Here is a 17,355-nt window from a genome sequence, read left to right as displayed (position 1 = left end):
CCCCGTTAAGCCCGCCGCTCAATGACGGATCGCCCAGAATTCGAGTTCGAGCGCGGGAAAGTCGCCGGCGATATACATCGCCAGATTGCCGGTCTGCTCCAGCTCCTTCCACAGCTCGCCGCCGCGATCCAGTTCGAAGTACGAAAAGCCCGCGTGAAACGGAATCTGGCGCGGCGCGACCGGCATCGCGCGCAATCCGATGCCCGGCAGCGCGAGATTGACGAGATCGCGCAGCTTTTCGGCGGGCGCGATCTTGACCTGCGTCGGGAAGCGCGTGCGCAGCGCTTCGCCCGGCATCTGCGCGTTCGCGGCGAGCACGAAGCCGGCGTGCTTCACGAGCTCCGGATCGTTGATGAGCGCGACGCGCACGCCCGGCTTGCGGCTTTGCAACTCGATGGCGACGGCATCCGGTTCGCGCACGATGCCGATCAGTTGCCGCACGTCGCGCATCAGCGGCTCGAACGACGCGGCGAGATCGTCGTGCCGATACGGCGGATAGGCGAGCACGCGGCGGCGCTCGTCGAACGCGGCGAGATCGCCGGCGAGCGCGAGCGTCGTCTGATACAGGCGTTCGGGATGCAGCAGCGGCACCTGCAGCAGATGCGCGTACTGCGGCTCGAAGCGGTTGAGCGTCTGAAGCAGCAGGAAATCGGCGATTTCCGCGACGCCGCCGCGCCCCGGATTCGCCAGCCGGCTCGCGAGCCGGTCCGCATGCTGATGCACGAGCCCGGCGAGCTCCTGCGCGTACCCGAAGAGGCGCGGGTCGGCGTGCGCGTGGAGCATCGGCGGGATGTAGCCGGGATCGAGCAGCACGCGATTGTCCGCGCGCCGCTCCAGCACGCGCGTCACGCCGATGGTCGCGAAGGCGCCGGTGGCGTCGCGCGCGAGCATCAGCCGCAGATTCGGCGCGCCGACGCGGATCTGCGCGACGCGATCCGTGCTCGTCGTGATGTCGGCGACCGAGGTGTCCGTCGTGCGAAAGCGCAGTGCGTCGGCGCTTTGTGCGGCATCGCCGTCGGCGTCGAATTCCTTGGCGCCCGCGCGCGCGAGCGGCAGCGCGAGCAGCACGATTTCATCGCGCGTGCCGGCGGGAATGTCGAGCGGCGGCGGCGCGGGGAAGTCGTCGGGAAAGGAGAACGCGGTGCCGTCCGGCAGCACGCCGAATGCGGACGCGAGCGCGATCTTGCCGAGCCCGAGCGCGATCTCGTCGAGCATCACGGCGGCCCAGCCCCACGACCACGCTTCGGTCGCGCGTGCGTGCGAGCGCACGAGATGCTCGATGAAGCGGTCGTGCTGCTGAAAATGCTGGGGTTCGAGGAACAGCCCCTCGGACCAGATCATGCGTTGGTGCCAGGTCATGGTGCCTCGCGTCCGCTTGGGCTCGATGCTCAAAGGACGATTCAGCGCGGCGGATTTGCAAACCGGCGCGTCGTCACTTCTTCTTTCCCGATGCCGGCGGCGCGGGCTGCGCGGCGATGGACACGTCGGCGGCGTCGATGCGCACGGTCAGGAGCGTCGTCTGATTCGGCGGCACGGGCGCGCTCACGCGCCAGCGCGATCGCTCGATATCGCGATACGCCGCGACGACCGCGACGAACTTCGTGCCCGGCTGCACCGTCTGCTCGACGCTGCGGCTGTCGCCCGGCTTGAGCATGAATTCGTTCTTCGCGTTGAGATCGCCGCCGAGCGTCGCCTGCTCCTTGCCGTAGAGCGTGAAGAAGTCGGCGCTGTCGAAGGCGGCGGTCGTCTTCAGTTCGTACACGCGCACGACAACGGGCGACGGCCGGCCCGCGTGATCGGGATTGACGCTGTCGAGCGCATTCACGTTGATGCGCACGATGGTCGGCGCGGGCGGCGGCGGGGACTTGCACGCGCCGATCGCGCATGCACAAACGAGCGATGCGCACAGACGCGCGAACAGACGTGAGATGGCCATCATCGGATCGTGAGTGTCTTCGGACACTTCAACAGACGAACGAAGCCGCCGCGCTTTTCAAAACCGTCGAGGTGTTTCGTCTACTGATGGCACCGCGCCGGAGCTGTCCGGTTGCGCCGGTGCACGACGACGGTCTTCGAGGAGCGCATTGGTGAAACCGATCGAACGGATCGCGCCGGCCCGTATTGCAGCCGGCGATGCGGCCAGGCGGCTTTGCACGGCGCTCGCGCTGCTGGCGGCGCTGGGCGCGCTGGCGCTGGCCGCGCCGGGCGCGCGTGGACAAGGCACGCCGGGCGTGAGAACCGCGCCGAACGTGCAGAAACCGCAAGGCACGCAGAGCGACGAAGCCCTCACGCCCGCCGCGCGCCAGGCCGAAGCCCGCGTACGCGATGCCGAAACCATCGCGACGCTGTCGCAGGAAGGACGGCTGCTGCTCGCGCGCGATCAGGTCAAGCTCGACGGCTACGCGTACTGCAGCATGTCCGTCGCGGCGGCCGAGCGCGGCGATTTCCGCGAGAGCATCGAGGCGGCGTCGCGGGCGCTCGTCGTCGCGCGGCAGACGGAGAACGCGAACCTCGCCGCCTTGTCGCGCCGCGATCTGGCGATCGCCTACAGCTACGCCGGCGATCTCGACGACGCCGAGCGTTACGCGAAGGAAGCCATCGCGCAGGGCGAGAAGAATCCCCAGCAAGTGCTCGCGCCCGCGCACAAGGTGCTCGGCGATATCGCGGCGCGGCGCGGCGATGCGGCCGGCGCGCTGACCGAATATCGCGCGGCGCTCGCGACGGCCTCGCCGCGTTACAAGCCGATGGTCCTGCTCTCGATCACCAACGCGCAGATCGCCACCGGCGACGCGGCGGGCGCGCGCGCCACGTTCGAGCAGACGAGCAACGTGCAGGAAACCTTGCTCGCGCCGCTCTACAAGCGCATCGAAGGCAATCTGCTGCTCGCGGAAAACCAGCCGCGGGCGGCGCTCGACGCCTTCACCGCGAGCGCGACGAAAGGCGGCACGGACGCGAGCTACGACAACCTCTGGGCGCACGAAGGCATGGGCCGCGCGTACCTCGCGCTCGGCGAGCGCCAGAAGGCGCGCGAGGCGTGGCTCACCGCGCTCGACGACTCCGAAACCATCCGCGCGCGTTTTCGCAGCGACGAGTTCAAGACCGGCCTGTTCTCCGATACCCAGACGGTCTTCGAGGAAACGATCGCGCTCGTCGTCGAGGACGGCGACTATGCGCTCGCCTGGACGCTCTCGGAAAAGAGCCGCAGCCGCGCGCTGCTCGATGTCGTGCGCAACCGGCTCGCGACGAACGTCGACGAAACGCAGCTCAACGGCCGCGCGCTCTCGCTCGACGACGTGAAGAGCGCGCTCGCGCCCGGCGAGGCGATCGTCGAATATCACGGCTTGCCGGACCGGATGATCGCGTGGGTCGTGCGCCGCGACGGCATTCAGGGCTTCACGCTGCCGATTCCGCGCAAGGAGATGACGCTCGCCGTCAGCGATTTCCGCACGTCGATCATCCGCGGACGGCCCCAGGCGCTGACGTACGGCGCGAAGCTCGATGCGCTGCTGATCCAGCCGCTCGGCCTGCGCGCGAACGAGCGGCTCGTCGTCGTGCCGAACGGCGCGCTGCATTACATGCCGTTTCAGGCGTTGAGGAATGCGCAGGGATTCCTGATTCAGCGGCACGCGCTCGCGCTCGCGCCCTCGGCGAGCATCGCGGTGCAACTCGTGCGGCGGCAGCAGCGCATCGCGAGCAATCTCGTCGCGTTCGGCAATCCGCGCATCGCGCCGGAATTCGATCTGCCCGGCGCCGAAGCCGAAGTCCGCGCGATCGGCCCGCTGTTCGCGCAGCGCGAAACCTTCGTGCAAGGCGATGTCACGCGCAAGACTTTCAGCGACAACGCGCCCGCCGGCCGCATCGTTCACGTGGCGACGCACGCGCAGGCCGACACCATCGATCCGCTGCATTCGCGCGTGCTGCTCGCGCCCGCGAAGCAACCCGCCGACGGCCCCGATCCGATGCTCGCCCAAGACATCTACAACCTGAAGTTCGATTCGGTCGCGCTCGTCACCTTGTCGGCGTGCGAAACGGCGCTCGGACGCATCGAGCGCGGTGACGAAATCATGGGCTTCACGCGCGCGTTTTTCTACGCGGGCGCGTCGGCGCTGCTCGTGTCGATGTGGCCCGTCGCCGATGAATCGACCGCACTCACGATGCGCACGTTCTACGGCTCGCTCACGAAGGGCGCGGAAGCCATCGACGCGATGCGCGACGCGCAGCTCGCCGTGCTCGCCGACAAGCGGTTCGCGCATCCGTTCTACTGGGCGCCCTTCGATCTGATGGGCAACTGGCGGCTCTCGGTCGCGCGCTGACGTGCGTTTTTGATCATCGGTGAGGATTGCTGAAGTGAACCACGCCATCAAGTCCGAATCGTTTCCCGCACGGTCGACGGCGCGTTCGCGGCAGCTCGCGCGCGCGGCGGGCGCCGGCATCGCCTGTGCGAGCGCGTTGAGCGCGTTGAGCGCGTGGGCGCAGCAGGTGCCGATGCCCGGCACGGCGCAGGTGCCGAGCGCGGGCACGCTGCTCAACGAGCAGCCGCGTCCGTCGACCGCCGCGCCGCCGCCCGGCGGTTCGAACGCGCTGCCCGCGCCGCCCGCCGCGCCGCCGGAAGCGCCCGAGGGCAAGAAATTCGTGTTGCGGAACATCGCTTTCGCGGGCAACGAAACGCTGCCCGCCGGCACGCTGCTGCCGCTCGTCGCCGACAAGATCGGCCAGCAAGTCTCGATCAACGATCTCAACGCGATGAGCGCGCGCATCGCGAAGGCGTATCACGAGCGCGGCTTTCCGCTCGCGCAGGTCGTGATTCCGCCGCAGGACGTCACGAATGGCGATGTCACGTTCACCGTGCTCGAAGGCAAGATCGGCCGCGTCCGGCTGACGATGGCGCCCGGCGCGCCCATCAAGGAATCGATGGTGCGCGCGCGGCTCGCCGCGATCGAACCCGGCAAGCCGCTCAGGCAGAGCGAGCTCGAACGCACGATGCTGCTGCTCTCGGATTTGCCGGGCATTCGCGTGAGTTCCGCGCTGGAAACCGGCAGCACGCCCGGCACCGTCGATCTGAGCGTGACGGTCGAGCCGGTGCGCCGCTGGAACTTCGCCGTGTCCGCCGACGACTACGGCTCCGCGCCCGCCGGACGCTGGCGGCTCGGCGCGCTCGGGCGGCTCGCGTCGCCGTTCGGCATCGGCGACAACCTCGACATCAACCTGCTCGCCGCCGAGCGCGCCGACACGGTGTACGGGCGCATCGGCTACGACGCCCCGGTGGACGCGAGCGGCACGCGCGTCGGCATTGCGTATTCGCATCTGTACTACTACCTCGGCGAGCAGTTCGCGTCGCTGAACGCGCACGGCGATGCCGATGTCGTCACCGCGTCGGTGTCGCATCCGCTGATCCGCTCGCGCAGCCAGAACCTGCTGCTGCGCGGCGCGCTGGAATATCGCTCGCTGACCGACAAGATCGACAGCGTCAGCTTCGACAATCCGCAAAAGCTGTATGTGGCGAGCGTCGGGCTGTCGTACGAAAGCCGCGACAGTTTTCTCGGCGGCGGCTTCAACAGCGCCGACGTGCAACTGGCGTTCGCGCATCTGAACATCGATTCGGCGGTCGCGGAAGCGATCGATCAGGGTCCGTTCGGGCGCCACACGCAAGGCAACAGCGTGCGCCTGACCATGCAGGCGAACCGCCTCAACGCGATCACGCGCAACACGAGCTTCTTTCTGGGCGTGTCGGGGCAATGGGCGAATCAGAACCTCGACAGCTCGTCGCGCATCACGCTCGGCGGGCCGCGTGCGGTGCGCGCCTATTCGCCGTCGGAATCGGTCGTCGACGAAGGGCTGATCGCGACCGCGCAGCTTCGCTATGCGGTGATTCCCTCGGTGACGCTGTCGGCGTTTTTCGATATCGGCGTCGGCCGCTACAACGCGAAATCGATTCCGGGCCAAGGCGCGAACACCGTCACGCGCAGCGGCGCGGGCATCGGCGCGTTCTGGAACGGGCCATACGGCATCACCGTCGATGCGAGCGTCGCGTGGCGCACGACGCGCCCCGACACGACCGGCGACGACAAGGTGCCGCGCGTGTACGTCCAGGTCTCCAAATCGTTCTAGCGCAAGCGGATCGGCAATCAAAGGAGTTCGCCATGAGCGACATCACCTCTCTTCGGACCCGCAGGCATCGCCGGGAGTGGGATCGTGCGATCCGCCGTTTCGTGAAGCGCGCCGCGCGTCATGCAGGCGCCGATCTCACGGCGAGCGCGCTGTTGCCGCTTTTCGTGGTCGTCGCGGCGCCGGGTGCGTTCGCGCTACCGGTCGGCGAGCAGGTGCAAAGCGGCAACGTCACGATCAGCCGGCCGAACACGAGTTCGATGACGATCAACCAGGGCTCGCAAAAAGGCATCGTCAACTGGAACGGCTTCTCGATTCAGAGCGGCGAGCGCGTCGATATTTCGCAGCCGTCGGCGCAGGCGGTGCTGCTCAACCGCGTCGTCGGCAGCGATGCGAGCCGCATCGCCGGGCAGCTCAACGCGAACGGCAAGGTGTTTCTCGTGAATCCGGCGGGCGTGGTGTTCGCGCAAGGCGCGTCGGTGAACGTGGGATCGCTCGTCGCGTCGACGCTCGGCATCACGAACGACGAATTTCTCGCCGGGAAGTATCACTTCAACCAGGGCGCGGCGGCGGGCGCGAAAGTGTCGGTCGAAGCCGGCGCGAACCTCACGGCGTCCTCGGGCGGCGCGGTCGCCTTGCTGGGCGCGCAGGTCGACAACAGCGGCTACGTGAGCGCGACGCTCGGCAAGATCGCGATCGGCGCGGGCAGCGACATCACGCTCGATTTCGCGGGCGACGGCCTCACGATGCTCAAGGTCAACGACAAGGTCGCGAACGCGCTCGTCAGCAACGCGGGCACGCTCGAAGCGGACGGCGGCCAGATCGTGATGTCGGTGCGCGCCGCCGACGCGGCCACGGCGGCCGTGGTCAACCAGACCGGCACGGTGCGCGCGCGCAGCGTGGAGGCGCGCAACGGGCGCATCGTGCTCGATGGCGGCACGACGGGCGTGACCAACATCGGCGGCACGCTCGACGCCACCGCGCCCGATGCGGGCACGGGCGGGCGCATCGACGCGACCGGCTATCACGTCGCCGTGAACGACGGCGCGCAGATCCGCGCGGACGGTGCGCAGGGCGGCGGGCGCGTGCGCGTGGGCGGAGGCGCGGCGGGCAAGGCGACGGACCTCGCCAACGCGGATGCGCTGTGGATGAGCCCGAACGCGCACGTGAGCGCCGACGCGCTCGTGTCCGGCAACGGCGGCAACATCGTGATGTACGGGACGGAGGCGGCACGCGTCTATGGCGAGCTTTCCGCGCGCGGCGGGCCGCAGGGCGGCAACGGCGGCCTCGTGGAGACGTCCGGCGAGTATCTGAACACGGATGGCGCGCGGATTCGTCTCGGCGCGCCGAAGGGGCACGGCGGGCAATGGCTGCTCGATCCGGCGAGCATCGAGATCGTGAATACGGCGCCGTCGAGCATCAGCACGACGACCAGCAGCACCACCACGCCGCCGAATCTCACGCTCGCCACTGGGCCGGCTCCGGCGCTCGTCACCGCGACGCCGGTCGTCTTCTCGCCGGGCGCGTCCGACAACTACGTGCTGGCGAGCGCCATCACGTCGCAACTGGACCAGGGCGCCTCGGTGACCATTTCGACGAGCTCGGCCGGCACGGGCGCATTCAACGGCGACATCACGATGCTGAGCGGGACGAGCATCACGAAAACGGCGCCGGCCGCCTCCAGCGACGCCACGCTCACCCTGAGCGCCAACGGCTCCATTACCGTGCTCGGGAACATCGGCGGCGCGGCGGGCGGGCAGGGCCCGAGCGGCAGGCTCAACGTCGTGCTCGACGCCAACAAGGGCGGCACGGGACAGAGCAACATCATCCTCTCCGGGGCGTCGATCAGCACCAACGGCGGCAGTCTGAACATCGGCGTGCGCGAGGCGGACATCGGCACGGCCGCGGCCGCGACGAGCTTCGACGGCGCGGCGGTCGGCATCGCCGGTTCGACGCTCGACACGACCGTGCCGCAAGGACCGGCCGGTCTCGCGAGCGGCCCGGTGACGATCCACGGGCAGGGCGCGCTCAACGTCCCGGCCACGATCTTCGGCGTCCAGAATCCGTCGCTGGGCTTTCAGACGAACACGCCGCTCGCGCCCGTCAGCATCGACTCAGCCAGCATCGCGACCTCCTTCAGCGATATTTCCATCGCGGGGCAGGCCGGCGCCGGCGCGCCCGCGGGCGTTGTCATCAGCGGGGCGCGAAGCCTTCACACGACATCGGGCAACATCAACATCAGCGGCAGCGCGCCCACGACTCAGGCAAGCGGGGTGACGCCGCCGGAAACCTACGGCGTCGAGCTCGTACCGCTGGCGCTCGGTCCGGGAAGCGCGCTGCTCAGCACGACGTCGGGCAACGTGTCCATCGCCGGCACGGGGGCGGTGCTGCAAAGCGCGACGGGCACCGTGAGCGGCGGCGGCGTACTGATCCAGCCGACGGCGCGCCTGAACGAAAGCAATACGGTCATCCAGACCGGCTCGGGCAACGTCAGCATCGCCGGTACCGGCATGTCGATCGGCACCGCTTCCGGCAACGTGAGCGGCGCGGGCGTCTCGTTCCGGCCGCAAGCGCTCAACGCGGGCGCCGGGCCGCTCGTGCATACGGGCTCGGGCAACGTCTCGATCTCGGGCAGTGCGACCACGGTGCAGAACCTGACCGGCGGCACGCTGTCCGGCGCGGGCGTGAGCATGGCGCCGAATGCGGGTGGAAGCGTGCCTGTTGGCGTGTCCGTCGTTTCGGATTCCGGCAATGTCTCTGTCACCGGAAAGGGGCCGAGCGTCACGGGAACCAGCTCGAACGGCGCCACGGTCAGCGGGGCGGGCATCTTCATCGCAGCTTCGGCGGCGGTGCAGACGCTCAGCACCGGATCGGTGACGGGCTATGGCGTGCAGATCGTGCCGACGCTCGTCTCGACGACCGCCTCGTCCGTCAGCACGACGAACACGCCGCTGCTGCAGACGCAGGCGGGCCGCATCTCGATCAACGGCAATGGGCCCGCGGTGCAGACCGTGGCGACCGGAATCTCGACCGCGGCCGGCTCCGTCGCGGGCGACGGCGTGAACATCGTGCAGGCATCGCTCAGTACGGGCGGCGGCGCGATCGTGCCGGTCATCGGATCGGCGAGCGGCGGCATCGCCATTCAGGGCAACGGCGCGGTCGTCCAGAGTTCGCCTGGTCTGGTTCAGGGCGACGGCGTGCATATGGTCGGCACGTCGATCAGCTCGGGCGGCGCGCTCAGTCTGACCGGAACCGGCGCGACCTTGCGCGGCGGCAGCGGGAACGTCATCGCCTCGGGCGTCTTTCTCCAGAACGTGACGCTGACGGCCAAAGGCGCCATTGGTATCGACGGCACCGCGGCCCGCTCGCAAAGCCCGGCGTCATCGAATCTTCTGGGCCAGGGCTTGCTGTTCGGCGACGTCAATATCAACGCGGGCGGCACACTCGATCTGACCGGACGCGGACCCACAACCACCGCCGCCGGATCGTCCGTTTCCGGCGCGGGCATCGAATTGCAGGGCGGCAGCCTCACGGCGGGCGGCACGATCGGCATCGCCGGCACGGGGCCATCGGGAAGCGGCGCGCAGACATTCGTCAGCGGCGACGGCGTGGAGCTTTTCGGCAATTCGACATCGCCGATGCGCATCACATCGACAAATGGCGGCCTGACGATTCAGGGCACGGGCGCGCGCGGCACGAACGTGACCGGCGGAGTCAGCGGCGGTGGCGCGATCATCGATTCGGTCAATGTCAACGTGAACGGCGTGATCGACATGACCGGCACCGCCGCGGCGGCGAACGGCGGCACGGCCAGCGTCGCAGGCTTCGGCCTCACGCTCGCCGATACGTCGCTCATTTCGGCGCGCGGGCCGGTCACGCTGCGCGGCACGGGCGCGAGCGGCAGTGGCGCGCCGGGGAATCCGGTGCGCGGCGACGGCGTGTCGCTGGTCCGCACGTCGATCAACACGGCGGGCGCAATCGACCTCACGGGAACCGGCGCGTCCGCGAACGGCGGTACGACGGCCGTCGGCGGCGCGGGCATCTACGCGCAGAACGCGACGATCGCATCGAGCGGCGGCAACGTCGCGCTCAACGGCACGGGCGCGAAAGGCAAGGTGCGCTTCGTCCTGCCGCCCAACGCGGAGGACACCGCGCCGGATTTCGACGGCGTCCATCTGGAGGCATCGGATATCGCGGCGAATGCGGGCAGCCTGTCGATCCGGGGCGTCGCGCCCGATGGCATCGCCGCGTACGGCGTGTTCGTGTCCGGCATGGCCGCGACGCCCGCGCGCGGTCTGCGTGCGAACGGCGCGGTGACGATCTTCGGCCTCGGCAGCGGCTCGGACGGCGTGTCGCTCGCGGGCACGGCGTCGAATCGCGGCGCGGTCAGCTCGGCGGCCGGTTCCGTCGATATTCGCGGCGGCACCAACGGCCAGCTCGATGCGACGGGCGCGCGCGGCCGTGGCGTGTCGATCGTCGATGCGGACATTCGGGCCAACGCGCCCGCGCAGACCGTGTCCGTCACGGCATCGACGCCGGCGGACGGCGCGCCCGCGCTCTTCCTCGACCGCGCGACGTTCTCGGCGGGCGATTACGGCGCGATCATCGTGCGCGCGGCGAACTCGGGCACGTCCGGAAACGTCTTCGATGCGTCCGGCGCGTCGTTCTCGTCGCGTTCGGGCACGCTCGTGTTCGCGCCGGGACGCGTCGGCGCGGACTTCGGCATCGTCGGCGAGAACGCGCAGCCGATCAACGTGCTCGGCGGCAGCAGCGGCCTGACCATCGGGCCGTCGATGTTGAACGCGGCGGCGGCGAATATCGGCGCGATCGTGATCGGCTCGTCCACGCAGACCGGCAGGATCACCGTCTATCAGGCGACGGGCTTCACGCACGATCTCACGCTCCAGAACACGGGCGCGGGCAGCGCGGGCATCGACCTGCTCTCGGGCGTCGCGATGCCCGGCAGGACGCTCGCGCTCGCGTCGTCCGGTCCCGTGACCGATCCGGGCGGCATTCAGGCGCAGACGCTCCTGCTCACGGGCGGCGGCGATTTCGATCTCACCGACGCGGGCAACGTCGTCGGCACGCTCGCGCTGTCCGGCGCGCACAACGTGCGATTTTCGATGCCGGGAAGCTTCACGATCGGCACGGCGAGCGCGACCGGCATCGACGGCGCGACGGGCGCGCTCGTGCCGATCGGCGGCACGCAGCCGAACGTGACCGGCGATCTCACCGCGATCTCCGAAAACGGCGCGATCGCGCTCGGCTCGGCCGGCGCGCCGGCGCAACTGAGCGCGGGCGGCAGCATCGACCTCGTGATGCAGAACGCCGTCTTCGATAACGCGCCGGGCGGCACCTTGAGCGCGGGCAACGCGTGGCGCGTGTGGGCCGCGACGCGCAATGGCGAGAACCGCAACGGGATCGATCCGGGCGGCGCGCTGCCGAATTTTTACGGCTGCCTCTACGGCGGCATTTGCAGCTGGAACGGCCAGCCGTCGCAGCACGTCGTGACGGGCAACGGCAATCACTTCGTCTACGCGGACCGGCCGACGGCGACGATCACCATCGGCAATCAGACGCGCGGCGAAGGCTCGCCCAACGGTCCGTTCCGCTTCGACATCAGCGGCCTGCTCGACGGCGACAAACCCGGTTCGGCGATCGTCGCGGGTCCGCTCGGCTCGTCCGCGACGACGGCATCGCAGGCGGGCGCGTATTCGATCGACGGCACGTTCTCGTCGCCGGTGGGTTACAACATCGTCGTCGTGCCGGGCACGGTGACCGTCACGCCGGGCGAGCTTCAGGGCGCGGTCTTCAATCGCACGGGATTGCAGCCGCTCTTCACCGCGCAGGAGCAGACGTTCGTGTACGAGAGCAATCTGGGCGGCGTCAATATTTGCGTCGGCACGAACGAGCCGATCCTCGCGCTGCAACAGGCCGAAGGCGAGGCGGACACGCTCGCGGCGGAATGGAAGCACGTGCGCTCGCGCCCGAATCTGAACAACTGCCTCGTCGTGAACGGGCAGCACGGTTGCGGCGAATTTTGAGCGGGAGCCGCGATGATCGACGTCGAACCGCTGCTCGCGCCGACCGTATCGATGCCGCCCGCGGGCATCGATCTGGAATACGACGACGCGTATCTCGAATTCGAAGCGCGCCTGCGCGGCAATCCACAGCGCCAGTTCGGCGCGCCCGCCGAGCCGCCGCCGTGGAACGAACTGCTGGAGCAGGGGCAGGCGCTGCTGGCGCGCTCGAAGGATGTGCGCATCGCGATCGCGTGGACGCGCGCGGCGGCGCACGTGCACGGGCTCGCGGGCTTTATCGCGGGGATACGGCTTCTGAGCGGTCTCATCGACCGTTATTGGGCGGGTCTTTTTCCGCCGCTCGATCCCGACGACGAGAACGACGCCGCGTTGCGCATCAACGCGCTCGCGCCGCTCGCCGACGCCTACACGCCGTTCGCGGAAGCCGAAACGCTGCTGCACGAACTGCGCGAATGCGAAGTGTGCCGCGTGCATGGCGAGCGCCTGACGGTGCGCGAGATGCTCGTCGCGCAAGGACGGCTCGCGGCGCAGGACGGCGCGGCGGCGACGACGTTGCCGCGCGTGGAAGGCGTGCTCGCCGATGCCGTCGCGCAAGATCCCGGCGTGCTCGACGATGGCCTCGACTTGCAGCGCGCCGTGCAGACGCTCGCGGGCTGTCTGACGGAGAAGCTCGGCGAAGCGCGCGCGCCATCGATGGCCGCGCTGACGACGACCGCGCGTCACGTGACCACGCAGTGTCGCGCCGTGGTGTCCGCGTCCGCGACGGCGAGCGATGAAGCGGCGTCCGCCGCCACGCAATCGCCGCACGAACCGGCGGCGCCGCAGCCGATAGCGCGTTCCGGCGGCATCGCGTCACGCGAGGATGCGCTCGCCGCGCTCGATGCCGTGTGCGCGTTTCTCGAACGCACGGAGCCGACGAATCCCGCGCCGCTGCTGATCCGGCGCGCGCGCGGGCTGATGGGCAAGGACTTTCTCGCGGTGATGCAGGATCTCGCGCCCGACAGCCTCGCGCAGATTCATCTGATCGCGGGCACGCGGCCGGAGTGAACGGCGCGAAGCGCGGCTGCGTCGATCTTCAAATCCGCGCACGGTGAATCGTCTTGAAAGCGTGGCTCTTGCTCACGCGAAGGAGGCGTCATGGCAACCAGCAGTCAGAAATTCATCGGCCGCAATCGCGCGCCGCGCGTGCAGATCGAATACGACGTCGAAACTTACGGCAGCGAGAAGAAGATTCAGTTGCCGTTCGTCATGGGCGTCATGGCCGATCTGTCCGGCAAGCCCGCCGAGGCGCTGCCGCCTGTCGATCAGCGCAAGTTTCAGGAAATCGACATCGACAACTTCGACAGCCGCATGAAGGCGATGCATCCACGCGTCGCGTTTCAGGTGCCCAACAAGCTGACGGGCGAAGGCAATCTCAGCGTCGACATCACCTTCGAGACGATGGACGACTTCTCGCCCGCAGCCGTCGCGCGCAAGGTCGATGCCCTCGCGAAGCTGCTCGAAGCGCGCACGCAGCTCGCCAATCTCGTCATCTTCATGGACGGCAAGAACGGCGCCGAGGAACTCATCGCGCGCGTGCTCGACGATCCCGCGCTGCTCAAGACGCTCGCCACGGTCACGCAGCCCGCCGCCGACGGCGCCGCCGCCACTGCTGAATGAGTGCCGAAAAGGAAACGACCATGTCCGACATCCCGCAATCCGCAGCGCCGGAAGCGCAATCCGCCATCCAGGGCGCGATGCTCGAAGGCGACGAACTCTCCTCGCTCCTGAACCGCGAGTTCCGCCCGAAAAGCGACGAAGCCCGGACCGCCGTGCAGACGGCCGTGCAGACGCTCGCGCAGCAGGCGCTTTCGCAGACGAAGCTCGTTTCCGGCGATGCGATCCGCTCCATTCAGGCGATGATCGCCGAGATCGACGCGAAGCTCACCGAGCAGGTCAACGAGGTCATGCATCATTCGGACTTTCAGAAGCTCGAAGGTTCGTGGCGCGGGCTGCACTATCTCATCAACAACACCGAAACCGACGAGATGCTCAAGATTCGCGTGATGAACATCTCGAAGAAGGATCTCGGCAAGACGCTGAAGCGCTTCAAGGGTGTCGCGTGGGACCAGAGCCCGCTGTTCAAGCAGATTTACGAGCACGAATACGGCCAGTTGGGCGGCGAGCCGTTCGCTGCGTTCGTCGGCGACTTTTATTTCAACCAGACGCCGCCGGATGTCGAACTGCTCGGCGAGATGTCGAAGATTTCCGCGGCGGCGCATGCGCCGTTCATCGCCGCCGCCGATCCGAGTCTCCTGCAGATGGATTCGTGGCAGGAACTCGCCAATCCGCGCGATCTGACGAAGATATTCGGTACGCCTGAATATGCGAGCTGGCGTTCGCTGCGCACATCGGAAGATTCGCGCTATGTCGGGCTCGCGATGCCGCGCTTTCTCGCGCGTGTGCCGTACGGCGCGAAGACCGAGCCTGTCGATGAATTCGACTTCGAGGAAGACACCGGTTCCGCCGATCACACCAAGTACACGTGGGCCAATTCCGCCTACGCGATGGCCGTGAACATCAACCGTTCGTTCAAGCTGTATGGCTGGTGCTCGCGAATTCGCGGCGTGGAATCGGGCGGCGCGGTCGAGGGCTTGCCGGTGCACAGCTTTCCGACGGACGATGGCGGCGTCGACATGAAATGCCCGACCGAGATCGCCATTTCCGACCGGCGCGAAGCGGAGCTTGCGAAGAACGGCTTCATGCCGTTGATTCATCGCAAGAACTCGGATTTCGCGGCGTTTATCGGCGCGCAGTCGCTGCAAAAGCCGTTCGAGTACGAAGACCCGGACGCCACCGCGAACGCCGCGCTCGCCGCGCGCCTGCCGTATCTGTTCGCGTGCAACCGCTTCGCGCATTATCTGAAGTGCATCGTGCGCGACAAGATCGGCACGTTCAAGGAACGCTCCGACATGGAAATCTGGCTCAACAAGTGGATCACGCAATATGTCGACGGCGATCCGGCGAACTCGTCCGAGCACACGAAGGCGCAAAAGCCGCTCGCTGCGGCAGAGGTGAAAGTGCAGGAAGTGCCGGGCGCGCCGGGTTACTACACGTCGCAGTTTTTCTTGCGGCCGCATTATCAGCTTGAAGGGCTGACGGTGTCGTTGCGGTTGGTGTCGCGGTTGCCGTCGGCGAAGCAGGCGGCGTGAGGGTTTTGTTGATGATGCCCGCGACGCAGATGTCGCGGGTTATTTATTGGTGGTTTCGAAGCAGCCACGTTTCACCAGAGCGCCGCATCCGCGCTGAATACGTCGATTGGACATCCTAATCTTAAATCGCTGCTTTTCGGCAGTGCCTCTGGCCTACGCGGTCGACGCCCTTCCTCCCAAAATAAATTTCCTCTACGTTTCGCGGTTGCGATCTTCTTTAGCCGACGAACACTAGATACGGGAGTCTTTCTTGAATAGAAGAGAAGAGTTTTATGCGGCGCGTGAACGGGTATTCAAGGGGAAGCATCAGCACTACTTCATCGATGTATTGCAGGCACCAAGTTCGGCGACTGCGGATGTCATCGAATGGGAGAGCATCGAGGGTATTGGCCATGAGACCCGGTGCAAGATTCGCTTTACGCATACATCACATGACCTGTCCCAGCGGGAATACCTCGGTCAATTGGGCTCGCTGCTTATTCAAGAAAATTTGATGGGAGGTGGCGCCTGGAAGGAAAGCGCGGTGGTAGGGCCGAATTATTTGGAGTGTGTGCGGAAGCACTTCTCGATACTAACCGCCAAAACATGGAAAATTGGGTATGAAGCTAGTTAGATTGATTCGCAAGATTTTCTCTTTTTTTGTCTTTATACCTTTCTTATTCATGATAAATCAGGATGCTCTTGGAATGAATGTCACTTTAAACCTCGGCGGCAGCGGCGAAGGATTCGGGATCGTTCAACTAGGCGGTCATGACTATGGGTCAAACAGCTTGGGTGTGTGGCTTTCCGGAAACGTTCGAATGGGTTTGTCGGACACTGTCAGCGGCGATCTAAGCGGCGTAGGGGTTTTCGATGCCCGGCTGTCGCCAGATGATATGAAGCTAGCGAAGGAAATTCATCGTCGACTATGTAAAGCAGCAGAGGACGGCCCCGTACATGAAGTTCGAGTCGTGGAACCCTCGGCAATATATGATGTCGATTGCATCCGAGATGGGAAGCTAATAAACAAAACGGCGAAAATGTATGAATTGCCCGAAGAACTGTTCAATCTGATGCATCGATTCAATTCATCGATGACCCAGTACCTGCCCGACGCTCGAACCGTTGTGAAACTCGATGTTCGAGTCGCGAGGGTCGAACGAGCCGCGGAGAGATTCCGGGTATCGATTGAATTCAGGAACGGAGGGCCAAATGCAATCAGTTTTCGACGTCCTGACGATCTGGAGCCGGACCAGGGGGACAGGCTGAATGTTCAAGGGTCGCTTGCGGGCGGGAGCGTTTTTTGGGAGACGAATCTTGCTGGCGCTACACCGGTAGATGCGTCTGATATATCGGGCAAAAAAATTACGACGCCCGGGGGACGCGTCGTAACCTACGTAACCGTTGCTCCGTATAGCTCGCTAGTTTTTGAATTTGATGTCTTGCCAAAGCTCAAAATCCCGCACGGCCTATACAGCTTCAATCTCGTTGCTGCTCTCGACGCGAGTGCGCCCGATGTCGCGCCAAGTCTGGGCTTCGTGGATTTCCACTCCGACTATCAGCACCCATGTCGGGTCACTTTCGACCGTGATTATCCCTCGACGCCTGAAGAGTGGAAGGACTTCGAATCCCGCAAAGCCAAAGAAGTGTCGGCGCTGCCGACCGGCGCGATGGTGGCCGAATCAGGTTATTACCGCATGGTGTCGGTCTTCGGCCCTCGCAGTCAGTTCGTGACGAGACTCGAAGCGGGAAAAGCCGCGCCAAGACTCGATGCGAACAACTGGGACACGTGGGAATGGGAGGCTGATCTTGCCCGTTCGACCATTTGCAAGCCGGCCGACGCTTGCACTCGCGAAGGAATATGGGTGCTGCGCAAAATGGCTGACTACGTCCCCAAAGCCACCGATGAAACGCACGAAAGTTATACGCGTCGCGTGCGCACCGGTGACTCCTTTCCGTCGCTCAACGTGCCGGGCACGTCGAAACTCTATTGGGAATGGCTCGGTGTGTAGGCGCACCTGACTCAACCACGCCGGGGC

General features: G+C 66.5%; 10 protein-coding genes. 8 read left to right on the top strand and 2 right to left on the bottom strand.

Annotation, left to right across the window (positions count from 1 at the left end):
* Positions 1-18 precede the first annotated feature (18 nt).
* Together tssK and tssJ are read right to left on the bottom strand one after the other, a co-directional pair.
* Entirely contained in the window at positions 19-1,359 is a 1,341-nt protein-coding gene (gene tssK, locus AWB76_RS25535) for a type VI secretion system baseplate subunit TssK (protein ID WP_061162910.1), read from the bottom strand.
* A gap of 73 nt (positions 1,360-1,432) precedes the next feature.
* Positions 1,433-1,939 (bottom strand): type VI secretion system lipoprotein TssJ, encoded by a 507-nt coding sequence (gene tssJ, locus AWB76_RS25530; protein ID WP_244173448.1) that lies wholly within the window; start codon positions 1,937-1,939, stop codon positions 1,433-1,435.
* Positions 1,940-2,087: 148 nt separating this feature from the next.
* Between tssJ and AWB76_RS25525 the strand changes: the two genes are divergently transcribed.
* The 8 genes from AWB76_RS25525 to AWB76_RS41135 all read left to right on the top strand — a co-directional run bounded on the left by AWB76_RS25525 (position 2,088) and on the right by AWB76_RS41135 (position 17,328).
* A complete protein-coding gene (locus AWB76_RS25525) occupies positions 2,088-4,313 on the top strand; it encodes a CHAT domain-containing protein (RefSeq protein WP_244173447.1) in 2,226 nt (741 codons plus the stop codon).
* 34 nt (positions 4,314-4,347) lie between these two features.
* The gene (locus AWB76_RS25520) at positions 4,348-6,108 is read left to right on the top strand and encodes a ShlB/FhaC/HecB family hemolysin secretion/activation protein (protein ID WP_082864532.1); all 1,761 of its coding nucleotides are present in this window, start codon (positions 4,348-4,350) and stop codon (positions 6,106-6,108) included.
* A 32-nt stretch (positions 6,109-6,140) separates the two neighbouring features.
* The gene (locus AWB76_RS25515) at positions 6,141-12,149 is read left to right on the top strand and encodes a two-partner secretion domain-containing protein (RefSeq protein ID WP_082864531.1); all 6,009 of its coding nucleotides are present in this window, start codon (positions 6,141-6,143) and stop codon (positions 12,147-12,149) included.
* 12 nt (positions 12,150-12,161) lie between these two features.
* Positions 12,162-13,193: a type VI secretion system protein TssA gene (gene tssA / locus AWB76_RS25510; RefSeq protein ID WP_061162908.1), complete on the top strand. Its 1,032-nt coding sequence runs from the start codon at positions 12,162-12,164 to the stop codon at positions 13,191-13,193.
* Positions 13,194-13,283: 90 nt separating this feature from the next.
* Positions 13,284-13,805 (top strand): type VI secretion system contractile sheath small subunit, encoded by a 522-nt coding sequence (tssB, locus tag AWB76_RS25505; RefSeq protein WP_061162907.1) that lies wholly within the window; start codon positions 13,284-13,286, stop codon positions 13,803-13,805.
* A gap of 20 nt (positions 13,806-13,825) precedes the next feature.
* Positions 13,826-15,337 carry a type VI secretion system contractile sheath large subunit gene (gene tssC, locus AWB76_RS25500; RefSeq protein ID WP_061162944.1) on the top strand — a complete coding sequence of 504 codons (1,512 nt, stop codon included), beginning with the start codon at positions 13,826-13,828 and terminating at the stop codon, positions 15,335-15,337.
* 250 nt (positions 15,338-15,587) lie between these two features.
* Positions 15,588-15,950: a hypothetical protein gene (locus AWB76_RS25495; RefSeq protein ID WP_061162906.1), complete on the top strand. Its 363-nt coding sequence runs from the start codon at positions 15,588-15,590 to the stop codon at positions 15,948-15,950.
* Positions 15,937-17,328, top strand: a complete 1,392-nt coding sequence (locus AWB76_RS41135) for a hypothetical protein (protein WP_157696212.1) — start codon at positions 15,937-15,939, stop codon at positions 17,326-17,328. Before AWB76_RS25495 ends, AWB76_RS41135 begins: the two co-directional genes overlap by 14 nt.
* Positions 17,329-17,355 lie beyond the last annotated feature (27 nt).

Source organism: Caballeronia temeraria (assembly GCF_001544795.2).
Taxonomy (GTDB): domain Bacteria; phylum Pseudomonadota; class Gammaproteobacteria; order Burkholderiales; family Burkholderiaceae; genus Caballeronia; species Caballeronia temeraria.
Note: the sequence above shows the minus strand (reverse complement) of the source record. Positions and strands in the feature narration are given on the sequence as shown.

Bases quoted from the DNA above. Each gene is read 5' to 3' on its own strand.
- tssB (WP_061162907.1), top strand. From the start codon at position 13,284: ATGGCAACCAGCAGTCAGAAATTCATCGGCCGCAATCGCGCGCCGCGC.
- tssC (WP_061162944.1), top strand. From the start codon at position 13,826: ATGTCCGACATCCCGCAATCCGCAGCGCCGGAAGCGCAATCCGCCATC.
- AWB76_RS25515 (WP_082864531.1), top strand. From the start codon at position 6,141: ATGAGCGACATCACCTCTCTTCGGACCCGCAGGCATCGCCGGGAGTGG.
- tssK (WP_061162910.1), bottom strand. From the start codon at position 1,359: ATGACCTGGCACCAACGCATGATCTGGTCCGAGGGGCTGTTCCTCGAA.
- tssJ (WP_244173448.1), bottom strand. From the start codon at position 1,939: ATGATGGCCATCTCACGTCTGTTCGCGCGTCTGTGCGCATCGCTCGTT.
- tssA (WP_061162908.1), top strand. From the start codon at position 12,162: ATGATCGACGTCGAACCGCTGCTCGCGCCGACCGTATCGATGCCGCCC.
- AWB76_RS41135 (WP_157696212.1), top strand. From the start codon at position 15,937: ATGAAGCTAGTTAGATTGATTCGCAAGATTTTCTCTTTTTTTGTCTTT.